We start from the raw sequence: 14,731 nt of genomic DNA, 5'->3' as shown, positions 1-14,731 counted from the left end.
CCGTTTCATTTTTATTTGGATGAGCCTGATCCAGTTAACTCTTGTTCCGTACTTCTGTCTTTAAGAATAAGACCCTTTAAAGTCTCAAATTCTTCTTTAAAATTTGTTAATTTCATGATTTCAAACTTCATTTCTTGAAGTTCGGCGTGTAATTTTTTTGTGTCTGTCTGCTCTTTTTTCGTTTTTACTAATTCCGTTTTAAGCTGCTTAGTCAGTTTAATAATTTCTTTGGAAATTTCTACAACACTCTCAATCTCTTTGCTTTGCGTCTTCATGGAATCTTGCAGTTCCCAAATTTGTTCCTCAAGTGCTTCAATTTTCTCTTCCGCTTGGATCGTTAAAGTCGCAACATTAGAGACATCATTTTTAGTAGGCAAATTTAGTACACCAGCAAGTGCTTCTTGATTCTTTTTTAATTCCTCCAGAAAACGGGAATTAATTTCAGTCCCAAATTTGGACGTTTTCACGAAATCTTTGTTATCAGTCAACAGATAGATAAAATCATTAATCTGTTTTTCCCACAATAAACTTAACTTATGAAGGGATTCATATGGATCGTAAGGTTTTTTACCTGACATTACTTACACTCCTATATTGTTATTATTTAGGTTGCTCGGTTACGTCCTTCATATAATTTTGAAATGGCAGCATCGCTGTTTTGACTTGTTTAGTCAACATGTTCACAAATACTTTTTGATTTTCAAATAAAACATTGCTAGTTTTCTTTACACTCTCAATATATTTTTCTCTGCCATTTTTTCGATAAGCAATATATTGTTCAACTGTTTCCACATATTTATCTAGTGCTTCCAATTGACCAGTTATTAACGCTTGAGTAGGTGTTAATAATAGATTTGCAGTTTTATTTTGAATGTCATCTACTACTTGGTTAATTTCTTCATAGGATTTCACTGGAAAAAAGTTCTGTAGTGAAGTTGTGGTCACAAGTAATTCTTCGCGTGCTGCTTTCTCCCACTTTTTAAGTTCCATGCCAAATTGAGCAGCAATCGTGATTGCATTTTCCTGATTCTGTTTAAGCTTTTCCACATAGTTCTTTACAGTCTCTAAGAAAAGTTCATCCTGTTTGTTAAAGCGCTCTGCCCAGGCATCCAATTCATTAAAGCCAAGTTTCCATACAAGGTCTAGACTTGTTAAATCCTTTTCCCCATCTACCACAGTTTCTTGGTTTTCAACTTCTAGTACAGTTTCAATTTTTTTCGTCATTGTTATTCTCCTCCAAATTTAAATGATTTGTAAAAAAAAATTGTTTTAATTCTAAAAGCTCTGATTCTAGGCTTTTTATCTTGCAGTCGTGGATATCCTTTACTTCCTTTTCTAAAACGGATAGTAGGGCTTCACATGACTTCCGAACCATTCTTAACTGGGCATTATTCTTCAACTGGCTTTGTTTAATCTCGTAGATCGCATCATCAAAAAAATCTAATTTTTCCTCATAATCTACGATTCTTACAGAAATAGCACTTATTTCATCCTTATTCGGAAGGTCTAAATGCTTTAACCACCTAGTTGTTAACCTTTTGTGAATTCTTATCTGTTTCACATGTACTTCCAATGCCCTCCCAAAAGCCAAAGTAAAGCTGCGTTTGTTGGTATGGGCATGGATTTGTTCATTCCATTTTTTTTCAAGCTTTTTATAAAAAGCATCCATTTCTTGATGGGTGTACTTCATTTATACCCCTCTTAACTGCCTGTCAGTATCTACCTTTTACTGTACACTGGCAGTCGTGCCCCCGTCAACGACAAGTACATGACCATAAACATAGTTAGAAGCATCCGAAGCTAAGAAAAGTGCAGGTCCTTTCATATCATCATCAGAACCAAAACGGCCTGCTGGTGTTCTCTCAAGTATTTTTTCACCTGAATAGTCCAAAATGGTTTTAGCCATTTTAGTCGGGAAAAATCCAGGGGCAATTGCATTCACATGAACATTAAATGGTGCTAATTTAACGGCTAAATCTTTCGTTAATGTAATGACTGCGCCTTTGCTTGCAGCATAACCAATCGCATCCATTACTAATGGATCTTGACCGCCCATGCCAGCAATTGATGCAATGTTGATAATCTTACCAGCCTTTTGCTCCACCATTATTTTTCCAACGGCTTGGGAAAATAGGAACACCGCCTTAAGGTTAATATCCATTACCTTATCCCATTTATCGGCAGGCATCTCTAATGCAGGTGCTCCCCAGCTGCTACCACTGTTATTAACCAAAATATCAATCCGTCCAAATTCCTTCATGGTTTCGTCGACGACAGCTTGGATTTCGTTTGGATTGGATACATCACATTTTAATGCAAGCGTGCGAACCCCCTTTTCTTTGAGGGCTTCACTAAATTGCTGACAGGCTTCAAGATTACGCGAACAAATCACCACATTTGCTCCTGCTTCCGCATATGCGACCGCGATTTGCTGTCCTAAGCCTCTTCCGCCGCCAGTGATAATAGCCGTTTTCCCTTTTAAACTGAAAAGTTCTTGATTATTCATCGATTTTCTCCCTCTCTATTAAGCTTTAACCCCTGATTTCTCCTGGTCTCTTAATACTCTTCTAAGGAGTTTTCCGACAGATGATTTTGGAAGCTCCTCAAGTATTTCTACTAGTTTTGGTGCCTTATAAGGGGCAAGGTTTTCCTTACCAAATTGTTTGATATCCTCAGCGGAAATAGTATATCCCTCTTTCAATTTGACAAATGCCTTTACGGTTTCACCGCGGTATAAGTCTGGGACACCAATGACTAGCACCTCTTCGATAGCTTCTAGATGATGAAGCACTTCCTCGATTTCACTAGGATAAACATTGTATCCGCTTGCAATAATCATATCCTTCTTCCGGTCTACAATATAAAAATAGCCGTCTTCATCCATTTTTGCGATATCACCTGTAAACAGCCAGCCATCCTTTAATACTTTGGCTGTTTCTTCTGGGCGGTTCCAATAGCCTTTCATCACCTGCGGACCTTGGATAATTAATTCACCTTCTTCTCCAACTGGTGCCTCGACATATCCGTCATCCGTTTCAAGAACTATTCTTGCGACCGTACTTTGGACAGGAATTCCAACACTTCCATATTTTCTCGGGACGAATGGTGGACTAAAAATGGCGGTTGGAGCTGACTCGGAAAGACCATAGCCATTATAAAGCATTGCACCTGTTTTCTTCTCGAAGGCTTTTACAGTTTCAACGGGCAGCGGTGCTCCACCGAAGCTTATGTAGTATAAATCATTAAATCCGCTTTCTTCTAAACCTGATTGACTGTTTAATGCAGTAAACATGGTTGGAACAGCTGACATTTGAAATGGTTTTTCACGCATTACGGTTTCCATGATTTCTTTAGAATCAAAGCGAGGTAAAACGATTTGATTTGCCCCTTCCCTAATACCGCATAGCGCAATGCTAGAGAGTCCATAAACATGGAACATTGGCAGAACCGTAATCATCTTCAAATCATCCGGTAAATTTTTACATGGTCGATAGCTAAAATCACAAACTTGGGTGACATTGGATAAAATATTATAATGGGTAAGCATAACACCTTTAGAAACACCAGTCGTTCCTCCTGTGTATTGTAAAAGTGCTACGTCCTCATAATGATTAATCTCAACCTCTGGAATATTTACTTTCTTATGCAGGAATTCATCAAAATAATGATCGCCTTCAGCAAGGTCTATTCTATCTTCACCGAAACTGACAACGATTACCTCACTGTCCAAATGGTGAAATATGTAAAACCAAAACATAAAACCTACTACCCTCAAGACGTCCAAATGAACCTCAAAAATAAAAAGTAGTATTCTCCTATAATAATTCCACTTATATTTAGAATTTTCCTAGTGTGGTGTCAGGCACCAAATAAATACACCTGTCCACCAAGGGAGGACAGGTTAAAATAGTACATTTGTATTATTCTGAATTTTATAAAATTGTCACTTTACAAATAGTGGCAACCCCATTTATGATAAAAAGCAATAGGAGGGGTTAAATTTGAGTGAAGTGTCTATTAGTTGCTCTAAAATTCCTTACTTACGTTTTGGTGAAGGTGAACCTTTGGTCTTTATTCATGGTCTTGGGGAGGTAAAGGAGGGCTGGAACAATCAGTTTGAATTTGCGGATCAGTATGACTTGATTATTCCTGATTTACGTGGACATGGTGAGTACATTACTAATGAAAAAATATCTATCCCACACTTTGCTCGTGATATTGTCAACTTATTGAAGGAACTTCATATTGAAAGCGCTCATATCTGTGGCTTATCAATGGGAGGTATGGTTGCGCAAGAAATTTATCGTCAAGCACCTCAAATGTGTCGATCCTTAATGCTAGTGAGTACATTTCATTTTGTTCCAAAATCTGTGGCAAGGCTCATAGTAAACTATCGGAGAGTTCGTTCACTTTCAATGAATCCTAGTCTTCCAAAAGACATAGCTGCACGTATTTCACTTAATTCATGGAAAGGAAAAATTTATGAAGACTTTCAAAAATTTTACAAACCAAACCATGAGGTCTTTCTTAAATCAGTTAAAGCCTGTCTAGAAGTCAACAATTTAAATTTACTTCCTAAAATTAAAGTCCCTACGTTAATCATGGGGTCGCAATATGATTCAGTAATTCCTGTATGGATGCAACTTTTAATGCATAAAAAAATCCGACACTCTGAATTTGTCATTATAAGGAATACTGGTCATATTGCAAAGTTAGAGCAAAAGGATTCCTTTAACAGGATTCTTCGCAACTTTTTGAAAAAACACTCAAAAGTAAGTTAAGGGGAGGATGATTCCTCCCCTCTTCTATGTTCTTTACTATTGCACATTATCATATAATTTACCGTTATCTATGAAAAGGAGGAGTTTTTTAGAATGCCAATAACCAACGGGAATGGAATTAATCTTTATTATGAGATTCATGGTGAGGGTGAACCCTTACTATTAATTATGGGGTTGTCACTAAATTCAAAATCTTGGTTTAGAACTCTACCTGCTTTAAGCGAGCATTTTAAGGTAATTATTTTTGATAATCGCGGTACAGGTCACAGCGACAAACCAGATACTCCCTACTCCATCGAGAAAATGGCAGAAGATGCAAGGTGTGTCTTGGATGCTGCCGGTGTTGACTCAGCTCATGTATATGGCATATCCATGGGTGGGATGATTGCACAAAGATTAGCACTTATGTATCCCACACGGGTCCGTTCGCTTGTTCTAGGTTGTACAACCTCAGGCGGAGTAAATCATGTACAACCTAGTGCCGATGTCTCAATGTTAATGCTCTCAAGGGGCTCCTCTATTGCAACACCAGAAGAAATGGCATGGGCCTCGGCTCCAATCCTTTACAGTCAAGCATTTATCGAAAATCAGCGGGAATTAGTTGCAGAGGACATCCAAAAAAGAATAGAGATACCTGTTCTTCCCTATGCATATATACTTCAGCTCCAGGCCTGCTTAGCCCATGATACTTACAGCGAGATTGACCAAATCAAGGTTCCTACATTGGTGATCCATGGGGACGAAGATAAATTGGTCCCATACCAAAATGGGGTAACATTAGCAGAAAAAATTCCGAATGCTGAATTTTTGACTATACAAGGTGCAGGTCATATCTATGTAACCGATGCCAATGACTTAGTGAATGAAAGAGTGTTAGAATTTTTAAAGAAACAATAGCTCTCTAGTTACCTAAAAAATGCCCGATCACATAGGTGACCGGGCATTTTCGTATAGTAAGATAAGCTTTTCTTACTCTCAATTAAGCTTTTACCTTCGCAATCTCTTCATCTCTAAGCACTCTTCTTAGCAATTTACCTACTGAGAAAATCGAAATCGTCATTTATAACAAGTAAACACCAAGGAAAAACTTTAAACTTTTTAAATTAATGAGCCTGAATAGAAATATCAATAGTCTTATAGGCTATGAGAAAGGTTGCTAAAGAGTAAAATGCCTCTTTAGGACCAAATATGAAAATGGAACTTCCAAATATGAGTATATTAAATAACAGAATAATTTGCCCTATTGAAAAAGAGGAACGTTTACTAAACAGAATGGCCAACACCTCTGTCCCATCAAAACATCCGCCAAACCGAATGGTTATTCCAACTCCGAGTCCTAAACTAATACCTCCAAGGACAATCACCACGATCGGGCTATCAGTTATGACAGGAAACGGTTCTAATAAATAGGTTTCAATTGATAGGACAAGAATAGCAAATAGGCTTAGCATGAGAAATCTTCTACCCAGAAATCGATAGGCAATTAGGAAAAAAGGAGTATTTAATATCAACAAAAACAATCCTATTTCTTGACTTGTAATATGTGAAAGAAGGATGCTTATTCCAATAATCCCCCCGTCAATAATATGATTTTCTACCAAAAATAATTGCAAGGAAATAGCGACCAGAGATGCCCCCAAGAAAATAATAAAAACCCGCTGATAAAAAGGGAACCCACCTGCCCTGCTAAAATCAATATAGAATTTTATTTTTTTCCTATACATACTTGTCCCCTTTTGAATCCAAAGTACGGTCACATGTGTTCTAAAATTATATTCAATTTATAGAGAAAAATTCTTTATAGCTCAAATGAATAAAAAAAGAGCCGCTGCAACAAATTCACATTTGTTACTAGCGACTCTTTTTTAGGTCAATATTTTAATGCTGCTAAATTATTTTAACATCTTAAATACTTGCTCCACATCTTTATCGCCACGGCCTGATAAGTTAACAATCAGCACATCGTCGTTTGCCAACTCTTTTGCCAACTTAATGGCGTATGCTACAGCATGAGAACTTTCTAACGCAGGAATAATGCCTTCAGTCTTGCTTAATACTTGAAACGCCTCGAGTGCTTCTTGCCCGGTTACGGTTACATATTCGGCTCGCCCGCTGGTTTTCAAATGGCTATGCTCAGGACCGACACCAGGATAATCAAGTCCTGCTGCAATCGAATACGTTGGTTTAGGCTCGCCATTCTCATCAAGTAACGTTAAACATCTAAAGCCATGGATCACAGCTGGGACCCCTTCAGTCATCGTCGGTGCCTCAGCTGGTTCAACTCCAATTAAGCGCACATCATTTTCGTCAATATAATGGGCAAAGGCACCAATGGCATTGCTCCCGCCTCCTGCACAGGCAATTACAGCTGTTGGAAGCCTGCCTTCTTTTTCAAGGATCTGACGTTTCGATTCTTCGCTGATAATTGCTTGGAAGTGTTTGACCATTGTTGGATAAGGATGAGGACCCACGGCCGAACCTAATAGATAGAAGGTATTTTTATAGTTTTGCACCAAGTCGCCCAAGGCTTCATCGACGGCATCCTTTAAGCGGCCCTGCCCTTTATCAACAGGTACAACTTTGGCTCCTAATAATTCCATTCGAAAGACGTTGAGCGCTTGGCGTTCCGTATCCAATTTACCCATATAAATAATACATTCCATCCCAAACATGGCACATGCGGTTGCAGTTGCCACACCGTGCTGGCCTGCACCCGTTTCAGCAATAATTCGCTTTGCACCCATTCGTTTTGCTAAAAGAATCTGACCAATTGCATTATTAATTTTGTGTGCCCCTGTATGATTCAAATCTTCTCTTTTCAGATAAATTTTTGCCCCTTGATTTTGCTTGGTTAAATTTTCAGCGAATGTTAACGGATTCTCTCTACCTACATATTCTTTTAGGTAATATTTGAATTCCTCAATAAATTCCGGATCATCTTTATAACGGAAAAATTGCTCCTCTAATTCGTTCATTACTAGTTGTAAATCCTCTGGTACAAAACTTCCGCCGAACTCTCCAAAATAGCCTTTATTCTCTAAACTCACTTTCTCCATGCTCTGCTCGACTCCTTCTAATATATTATTCTAGCTCAGCCACAATTTAATTATATTAACTGAATATTCCTATAATTATTTTATCATACACTGCATTTTCTGCAAACATTTAACTATATAGCAATACATAGAAAAAGCCTACACAGCGTGTAGACTTTATTAACTAGATTACTTAAAATATACTTTACTCATATCTCAATGAGTCAATCGGGTCAAGTTTGGAAGCTTTATTTGCTGGAAGCAGTCCAAACACAACACCAATTACCATCGAAAACAACACGCCGCCTAACACTACTTGCCAAGACACCAAGGATGGCCAGCCAGCAAAGAAACTCACTATAGTTGACGTTCCCCAGCCTAGTAATATTCCAAGGATGCCGCCAATAAAGGTTAGTGTCATAGATTCTATTAAAAATTGGGTCAATACTTGGCCTCGAGTTGCACCTAATGCCATGCGGATTCCTATTTCCCTTGTTCTTTCTGTCACCGAAACAAGCATGATATTCATAACACCAATCCCGCCAACAAATAAAGAGATACCGGCAATACTCCCGATAATTAAGGTCATGATTTTTGTAATTTGCCCTACTCCTTGAGCGATTTCCTCCATATTGATAACCTGATAAGACTTTTCCGTATTATGCAGATTATTCAAAAGCTTAGCAGCCTTTTTACCTGCAACCTGCAATTGCTCAGCAGACTCTGCTTGAAGGGTTACTTGAGTAAAATCGCTGCTTCCGTATATAGTTTTCCATGTTTGGAAAGGTAGATAAACTTCCATTGAACCAAAGGAAAAAAGGCCGGTTGGTTTTTCTAAAACCCCAATGATTTCAATTGGTTGATTGGCTACCGTAACAATATCTCCGACGGGATTTTTCCCTTTAAATAATTCCTCCTGCAATTTGTTACTGACTAACCCCACACGGCGCCCGCCCAGAAAATCAGAAGCTGAAAAATTTCTTCCCTCTGCTACTTTCAACTCATTTAAATGGATATAAGCTTGATTTATACCGGTGGTAGTCACATCGCCTGTTTCCTTTTGAAATCGAAAAGTAGACAATTTTGTGCTTGATGCAACCACACGATTAATTTCCGGAATTTGTTCAAGCGCCCTGATATCATCCTGTTTGAAGGGAGCTTGCTGAAATACATTAGGGTTTGCGCGCATTTCTTCATCAGAAGGCTGATAAAATATCTCAATAGTATTCCCTGGACCAGTAATCTGTGATTTGAGCATCGCCTCTCCGCCCTGTCCGATTGCTACCACGATTATGACAGCACCCACACCAATAATAATTCCAAGCATCGTAAGAATGCTTCGCATCTTATGGGCTTTAAGTGAGCTTAAAGCCATAAAAAGATTTTCCATAAAACTCATAGGGCCGGCCCCCTAACACCCATAGAAGGCGATTGAATCATTCCATCTCTAACCATAATCGTTCGGTTCGCGTATTCCGCCACTTCTGATTCATGGGTAACGACGATAATGGTTACACCTTCCTCATTAAGTTCCTTAAATTGTTCCATAATGTCCTTGCTTGTCTTCGAATCAAGAGCACCCGTGGGCTCATCCGCTAAAATCAACTTTGGTGTATTGACAATTGCTCGCGCAATAGCTACACGTTGCTTTTGTCCCCCAGATAGGGAATTGGGAAGATGGTTCATTCGATCCGAAAGACCTACTTTTATTAGTGCCTCTTCAGCACGGGCCTGTCGCTCTTTTTTTGAGATTCCAGCATAAATCATTGGCAGTTCGACATTTTTTAAAGCTGATAAGCGCGGCAGCAAATGGAACTGTTGAAAGACAAAGCCAATCGATTGATTTCTAACTCTCGCCAATTCTTTGTCATTATAATGAGATACATTTTCCCCGCCAAGGTAATACTCTCCCTCAGTCGGTTTATCCAAACAGCCGATAATATTCATTAAGGTTGATTTCCCAGAACCTGATGGACCCATAATGGCAGCAAATTCACCTTTACGAATCGTGAGACTGATACCGTTTAAGACATGAACGCTCTCTTTTCCAAGCAAAAACGATCTTGTGATGGATTCTAGCCGGATCATTTGATTGTCACTTCCAACCCATCCTTAATATTGTCGGGTCCATTAACGATGACTTGGTCTCCTTTTGAAACACCTTCAAGGATTTCAATTTTCTTTCCTGATGTGATGCCAGTTTTGACATTCTGCTTATTAGCCTTGCCATCCTTTACAAGATACACATATGGCTTATCTCCATCATCAAATAATGCATCGAGCGGCAGGACCATCGCTGTCTTTTTGTCCGTTTCAATCTCCATAATGACTTGGAAACCTGGTTTTAACGTTTTGGTATCACCGGAAATTTTTACTGTTACGGGATACTGTACAGCCTGGGTGCCATTTTGCAAACTAGTTTGGTTCTGCTCTGGCAAAATAGCAGTCTTGGTAATTACACCCTGCCACTCTTTTCCAGGTACTGCATCTGATCGGATAATCACTTTTTGTCCACTACTAACTTTTAGTGTGTCGTATTCAGACAAAAGTCCCGATGCAGTCATTCCTTCTAACTTACCAATATGTATAATAGGATCGTTTGCTGCTTCGATCGAAGATGATACTGGCTTTTTTGATGCTAAAACGATTCCATCCATTGTACTCTTAATCTCTAAGTCACCCTGGCGTTTGCTAATCAGGTCTTTTTGAACCTCTGTTTGTTTTAGTTCTATATTCGCTAACTCTTTTTCCATCTCAAGTTGTTCAAATTCAGGGGCAAGCTGTTTTTTCGCTTCTTTTTTACCTACTCCAACCTGCTCACTCAACGTTTTTTCTTTCTCTTCTAACTGCTCTATTTTTTTATCTATTTGGCTTATTTTTAGGTTAGCTGATTGGATCGATAATTTATTTTGCTCGATTTCAAGCTCGAGCTGTGCGTTCTGCAATTTGGCCAAGACTGTTCCTTTCTTTACTGTTTGACCTTCTTTTACTAGCAGTTCCTTGATCTCCCCTTTATCAGGAGTTGCATACACAAGTTGTTCCTCTGGAAGTTTCACGGTACCGGGAATCATCAAAAGTGAGGAGATCTCCTCTTGGCTGATTTCTGCGGTTTTAACGGAAGGTCCTTTTGCAAAAACTTGCCGGTAGACACTGACAGAAATCATAATGATGACCAAACTAATTACACCTAGCGCGATCCAAGTTTTCTTTTTCATTATAACTTCGGCGCTCCTTGCAATAGAGTTCCTATCAAACCAAAGCCAATACTAATTAGGAAGAATATAATTGCAATCGTCCATGCAAGCCCTTTAGAAAATTGTGCTGTTTTATTCAGTCCAAGTGCAGTTAATACAACTGACCAAATCCCAAATACCTCGATAGAACCTAAGACACCTGCTTTTTCTTGATTCAACAGCCCTGCTAAACTAGTAATATATATTTCTGGGTTTCCACCGATTGCAAAGCTAATTGCCATATTTAAAATTAGACCTGCTGCACCGATTATCATGATATAAGTATTCATAGAAAATAATTGTTTAAAAGAAACCGTTGAACTAGCGATTCTTGCAATTGCTAATTGAATCGCACTGCTGATTAACACACCAAAAATAGGCGTAATGATACCTGTTACCATAACGGTTACTTTGGTAATGGTTAACACCAAATCTATCTGGTCTTTTGGCACTCCCTGTTCAATTAAAGTATCCGCATCCAAAGATAGCGCCATAAAGGCCATTCCGATCACATAGAGGAAACTAATTACAATAAGCGGTACCCATATCTTCGGGCTTTGCTTAATCCTCTCAAATTGCATACCTGGACTTGTAAACATTCCCAATAACTTCGGATTCTCATTCAAAGAATTCACTTCTTTTTGCAATTCCATGTTTAACACCCCTATTCCACTTATGTAAAATATTTCTATTAAGTATACGATAAAATGAGGCGAAAGTTTCATTTTTTTTCATGGTGCCTGACACCATGAAAAATTCTATAATTTGTCTTCTGTTCCATGTTTTTGATATAATTTTAGCTATATTAAAAGAAAAGTCTGTGTTAAAGGTCATTGTTGAATTTATAGCCAGGTTGATTGGAGCGGAAGGCGCGAAGACTCCTGTGGGAGGACGGGGAAGGGGAGACCCCGCAGGCGCTTAGCGCCGAGGAGGCTCCCGGGCCGCCCGCGGAAAGCGAAGCGCCTGGAGTGGAAATCAACAGCCAAGTTTAAAAGACCAAAGAAAAAGGGGTACATAATGTCAAAAAGAAAATTCCAGTACGGGTTAATCCAGATCCTACTAATTTTAACTATCATCTTTGTTTCAACAAAGATTTCATTTTTATTCATGCCGATTGGGATCTTTTTCTCTACTCTTTTTTTCCCAATTCTTATTACCGGATTTCTATTTTTCTTACTAAATCCAATCGTTAATTTTCTTCAGCGTCAAAAAGTGCCAAGAATTCTTGCCATCCTCATCATTTATATCGTGTTTATTGGCATTCTGGTATTAGCGATTGGCAGCTTGGTCCCTGCCATCACAGAGCAATTCACCGCCCTTGCGAATGCACTTCCTGATTATGCTAACAAGACCTTGCAGTATTTTGATAATCTATCACGCAGTTCTGAATTCAAATGGATCATGAAAGAGCAAAATGACCTTTTGGAAACAGGTAAACAAAAACTGATTGCCTACGCAAATACCTTACCGGATAGGGTTACCGGTGGCATTACAAATATACTCGGTGTGTTTGCTAATATTGCGGTCATTTTAGCCACCGTTCCTTTTTTATTATTTTACATGTTTAAGGATGGACATAAGTTCCCTAAGGCCCTCACTAAATTCCTCCCTGCAACATATAGAGATGCCGGGTTGATTATGTTGAAAGAGACTGGTGAAACACTTTCCTCCTATATTCAGGGACAAGTCATTGTAGCCCTGTCAGTAGGAACTCTTGCTTTTGTTGGATACTTGATTATTGATTTGCCATTTGCGCTAGTTATGGCCTTAATTGTAGCGTTTACCAACATAATTCCTTATGTCGGGCCAATTCTCGGCGGTGCCCCTGCTGTGATTGTAGCTCTTTTTGATTCACCTACCAAAGCCTTATTGGTTATCGTGATTATCGTTATTGCTCAGCAGGTTGAAGGCAATGTCTTATCTCCGCTCATACTTGGAAAATCATTGGATACCCATCCAGCTACAATTATTATTGTTTTACTCGCTGCAGGAAATTTAGCTGGGATCTTAGGGATGGTGTTGGCAGTACCGTTCTATGCCGTAGTAAAAACGATTGTTTTAAATGTAATAAAGTTCCTAAGGGCTCGAAAAATGGCAACGATAACTGACGAACCATAAGAATTTATTAATAAAAATTAATAGAATATAAAAAACTGTTAGGAGAAAGGCCTCCTAACAGTTTTTCGATTTTCTGGCAAGGGTATCACCATCCTCGGCCTGCACCACCGCCACCGGATGAACCTCCTCCGCCCCCTCTAGAACCACCACTACCACCGCCTCCTCTACCTCCACCTCTGGAGATTATAGATAAGAGAAGGTAGGTGAGCGTTCCTCCAAAAAACTTAAAATCTAAAAACACAACGCCAATAATAACAATGACCATTAACCAACCAGGAATACCCAATCCTTTTTCACCGGTTGCCTTAGTCTGTTTACTTACGTCTCCTTCATTGCCATACTCAGCGAGGACTTCTTTTGTTAGAGCTTTATAGGTTTCAACAATTGCTCGATTTGGCTGTTGATTTTTTAAAAATGGAATGGCATATCCATCAAGAATTCGACCTGCTTTTCCATCCGGAATTCTGCCTTCCAATCCATAGCCTACTTCGATCCTTACTTTGCGTTCTTGCATAGACAAGACGAGCAATACACCGTTGTTTTCCTGTTTATTTCCGATTCCATATTGCCGAAAAGCTTCATTTGCAAACTCTTCTATCGTTTGGTCTCCTATTGTTTCTACTGTCAAAACTGCAATTTGTGCCGTTGTTTGGTCTTCAATGTTCCTGCCTAAATTAATTAATTCTGCTCTTTCTGTTTCGTTTAATACATTGGCAAAATCCTGTACGTAAATGTCTCCAACAGGTGCCGGAATTTGGACATCCTCAGCTTGTGCATTTACAGCACAGAGAAAAAAAGTGATAAACACCAACAAAAGGCTGAAGATCCGTTTTGTTTTCATTATTGATCGTCCCCAAAGTCAACTTTTGGAGCCTCTTTGGCACTAGGGTCCGCTTTAAAATATTCTTTTTCATCAAACCCAGTTATACCTGCAATAATTGCCCCAGGAAATCTTTTTACTTTTTTATTGTACACCGCCACTTGATCATTATAATCTTTACGTGCGACAGCTATTCTGTTTTCTGTTCCTGCAAGTTCATCCATTAATTGGGTAAACTGCTGATTTGCTTTAAGATCGGGATAATTTTCTACGACTACAAGTAGACGGCTTAACGAACCTGAAAGTTCTGCGTTTGCTGTGGCTTGTGCCTGCGGCGTATTCGCACCGGCTAGTCTTGCACGTGCATCTGAGATTGATGCAATCACTTCTTTTTCATGCGAAGCAAAACCCTTCACTGTATTTACTAAGTTCGGAATTAAATCCAGCCTTCTTTGCAGTTGGTTTTCAATTTGAGAATAGGACTGGTCCACATTTTCCTCTAAATTGACAAAAGAGTTATAGCTGGAAATTAACATTGCACCAAAAATAACAATCACTGCTACAATTATTCCAATCACCATATAACCTTTTTTCAAAATCATCACGTCCCTTCCCTTATAGTATATTTCAATTTCAAAAATTTTTCCTTTTCCAACAGTTATCATTTATAAAAAGCACCAAAATTACATTCATATTTTAGCCTTTTCACAAAATAGAGCCTAATCCATATAGGCTTAGGCTCAT

16 protein-coding genes are annotated in these 14,731 nt (G+C 38.8%); 3 read left to right on the top strand and 13 right to left on the bottom strand.

The annotated features are described in order from the left end of the window. Positions 1-11: 11 nt before the first annotated feature. From CCK98_RS08310 to CCK98_RS08290, 5 genes are read right to left on the bottom strand one after another with little or no spacing between them, the layout of a single operon-like run. The gene (locus CCK98_RS08310; protein ID WP_088086149.1) at positions 12-578 is read right to left on the bottom strand and encodes a polyhydroxyalkanoate biosynthesis repressor PhaR; all 567 of its coding nucleotides are present in this window, start codon (positions 576-578) and stop codon (positions 12-14) included. A 22-nt stretch (positions 579-600) separates the two neighbouring features. Next, the gene (locus tag CCK98_RS08305) at positions 601-1,224 is read right to left on the bottom strand and encodes a hypothetical protein (RefSeq protein WP_088086148.1); all 624 of its coding nucleotides are present in this window, start codon (positions 1,222-1,224) and stop codon (positions 601-603) included. Continuing rightward, on the bottom strand, positions 1,208-1,690 hold the full coding sequence (locus tag CCK98_RS08300) for a hypothetical protein (RefSeq protein ID WP_088086147.1): 483 nt from the start codon (positions 1,688-1,690) through the stop codon (positions 1,208-1,210). The genes CCK98_RS08305 and CCK98_RS08300 overlap by 17 nt, the downstream gene beginning before the upstream one ends. Before the next feature lie 36 nt (positions 1,691-1,726). Next, complete coding sequence (locus tag CCK98_RS08295) at positions 1,727-2,506, bottom strand: SDR family oxidoreductase (protein ID WP_088086146.1); 780 nt, start codon at positions 2,504-2,506, stop codon at positions 1,727-1,729. An 18-nt stretch (positions 2,507-2,524) separates the two neighbouring features. Beyond that, entirely contained in the window at positions 2,525-3,757 is a 1,233-nt protein-coding gene (locus CCK98_RS08290) for an AMP-binding protein (RefSeq protein ID WP_088086145.1), read from the bottom strand. 253 nt (positions 3,758-4,010) lie between these two features. Here CCK98_RS08290 and CCK98_RS08285 point away from each other — a divergent pair, with 253 nt between their 5' ends. Both CCK98_RS08285 and CCK98_RS08280 read left to right on the top strand, forming a co-directional pair. Next, positions 4,011-4,781, top strand: a complete 771-nt coding sequence (locus tag CCK98_RS08285; RefSeq protein ID WP_256942538.1) for an alpha/beta fold hydrolase — start codon at positions 4,011-4,013, stop codon at positions 4,779-4,781. Positions 4,782-4,874: 93 nt separating this feature from the next. Then, entirely contained in the window at positions 4,875-5,678 is an 804-nt protein-coding gene (locus CCK98_RS08280; protein ID WP_088086143.1) for an alpha/beta fold hydrolase, read from the top strand. 206 nt (positions 5,679-5,884) lie between these two features. Here CCK98_RS08280 and CCK98_RS08275 read toward each other — a convergent pair whose 3' ends face one another. From CCK98_RS08275 to CCK98_RS08250, 6 genes are all read right to left on the bottom strand, one after another. Further along, on the bottom strand, positions 5,885-6,505 hold the full coding sequence (locus CCK98_RS08275) for a YitT family protein (RefSeq protein ID WP_088086142.1): 621 nt from the start codon (positions 6,503-6,505) through the stop codon (positions 5,885-5,887). Positions 6,506-6,673: 168 nt separating this feature from the next. After that, entirely contained in the window at positions 6,674-7,837 is a 1,164-nt protein-coding gene (trpB, locus tag CCK98_RS08270) for a tryptophan synthase subunit beta (RefSeq protein ID WP_088086141.1), read from the bottom strand. A 184-nt stretch (positions 7,838-8,021) separates the two neighbouring features. Next, a complete protein-coding gene (locus CCK98_RS08265; RefSeq protein WP_088086140.1) occupies positions 8,022-9,215 on the bottom strand; it encodes an ABC transporter permease in 1,194 nt (397 codons plus the stop codon). Next, a complete protein-coding gene (locus CCK98_RS08260) occupies positions 9,212-9,904 on the bottom strand; it encodes an ABC transporter ATP-binding protein (protein WP_088086139.1) in 693 nt (230 codons plus the stop codon). The genes CCK98_RS08265 and CCK98_RS08260 overlap by 4 nt, the downstream gene beginning before the upstream one ends. Further along, positions 9,901-11,031, bottom strand: coding sequence for an efflux RND transporter periplasmic adaptor subunit (locus CCK98_RS08255; protein ID WP_088086138.1), 1,131 nt, complete (start codon positions 11,029-11,031; stop codon positions 9,901-9,903). Before CCK98_RS08255 ends, CCK98_RS08260 begins: the two co-directional genes overlap by 4 nt. Further along, complete coding sequence (locus CCK98_RS08250; protein WP_179195744.1) at positions 11,031-11,702, bottom strand: Yip1 family protein; 672 nt, start codon at positions 11,700-11,702, stop codon at positions 11,031-11,033. The genes CCK98_RS08255 and CCK98_RS08250 overlap by 1 nt, the downstream gene beginning before the upstream one ends. 364 nt (positions 11,703-12,066) lie before the next feature. Here CCK98_RS08250 and CCK98_RS08245 point away from each other — a divergent pair, with 364 nt between their 5' ends. Continuing rightward, the gene (locus CCK98_RS08245; protein WP_088086137.1) at positions 12,067-13,167 is read left to right on the top strand and encodes an AI-2E family transporter; all 1,101 of its coding nucleotides are present in this window, start codon (positions 12,067-12,069) and stop codon (positions 13,165-13,167) included. A gap of 85 nt (positions 13,168-13,252) precedes the next feature. Here CCK98_RS08245 and CCK98_RS08240 read toward each other — a convergent pair whose 3' ends face one another. Next, the gene (locus tag CCK98_RS08240; RefSeq protein ID WP_088086136.1) at positions 13,253-14,008 is read right to left on the bottom strand and encodes a YgcG family protein; all 756 of its coding nucleotides are present in this window, start codon (positions 14,006-14,008) and stop codon (positions 13,253-13,255) included. Continuing rightward, on the bottom strand, positions 14,008-14,568 hold the full coding sequence (locus CCK98_RS08235) for a LemA family protein (protein WP_373408526.1): 561 nt from the start codon (positions 14,566-14,568) through the stop codon (positions 14,008-14,010). The genes CCK98_RS08240 and CCK98_RS08235 overlap by 1 nt, the downstream gene beginning before the upstream one ends. Positions 14,569-14,731 lie beyond the last annotated feature (163 nt).

Source organism: Bacillus sp. OV166, from assembly GCF_900177675.1.
Classification (GTDB): Bacteria; Bacillota; Bacilli; order Bacillales; family Cytobacillaceae; genus Neobacillus.
This window is presented reverse-complemented; position numbering and strand designations above follow the sequence as displayed.

Bases quoted from the DNA above. Each gene is read 5' to 3' on its own strand.
- CCK98_RS08255 (WP_088086138.1), bottom strand. From the start codon at position 11,031: ATGAAAAAGAAAACTTGGATCGCGCTAGGTGTAATTAGTTTGGTCATC.
- CCK98_RS08290 (WP_088086145.1), bottom strand. From the start codon at position 3,757: ATGTTTTGGTTTTACATATTTCACCATTTGGACAGTGAGGTAATCGTT.
- CCK98_RS08235 (WP_373408526.1), bottom strand. From the start codon at position 14,568: ATGGTGATTGGAATAATTGTAGCAGTGATTGTTATTTTTGGTGCAATG.
- CCK98_RS08305 (WP_088086148.1), bottom strand. From the start codon at position 1,224: ATGACGAAAAAAATTGAAACTGTACTAGAAGTTGAAAACCAAGAAACT.
- CCK98_RS08250 (WP_179195744.1), bottom strand. From the start codon at position 11,702: ATGGAATTGCAAAAAGAAGTGAATTCTTTGAATGAGAATCCGAAGTTA.
- CCK98_RS08275 (WP_088086142.1), bottom strand. From the start codon at position 6,505: ATGTATAGGAAAAAAATAAAATTCTATATTGATTTTAGCAGGGCAGGT.
- trpB (WP_088086141.1), bottom strand. From the start codon at position 7,837: ATGGAGAAAGTGAGTTTAGAGAATAAAGGCTATTTTGGAGAGTTCGGC.
- CCK98_RS08245 (WP_088086137.1), top strand. From the start codon at position 12,067: ATGTCAAAAAGAAAATTCCAGTACGGGTTAATCCAGATCCTACTAATT.
- CCK98_RS08280 (WP_088086143.1), top strand. From the start codon at position 4,875: ATGCCAATAACCAACGGGAATGGAATTAATCTTTATTATGAGATTCAT.
- CCK98_RS08310 (WP_088086149.1), bottom strand. From the start codon at position 578: ATGTCAGGTAAAAAACCTTACGATCCATATGAATCCCTTCATAAGTTA.
- CCK98_RS08240 (WP_088086136.1), bottom strand. From the start codon at position 14,008: ATGAAAACAAAACGGATCTTCAGCCTTTTGTTGGTGTTTATCACTTTT.
- CCK98_RS08265 (WP_088086140.1), bottom strand. From the start codon at position 9,215: ATGAGTTTTATGGAAAATCTTTTTATGGCTTTAAGCTCACTTAAAGCC.
- CCK98_RS08295 (WP_088086146.1), bottom strand. From the start codon at position 2,506: ATGAATAATCAAGAACTTTTCAGTTTAAAAGGGAAAACGGCTATTATC.
- CCK98_RS08300 (WP_088086147.1), bottom strand. From the start codon at position 1,690: ATGAAGTACACCCATCAAGAAATGGATGCTTTTTATAAAAAGCTTGAA.
- CCK98_RS08260 (WP_088086139.1), bottom strand. From the start codon at position 9,904: ATGATCCGGCTAGAATCCATCACAAGATCGTTTTTGCTTGGAAAAGAG.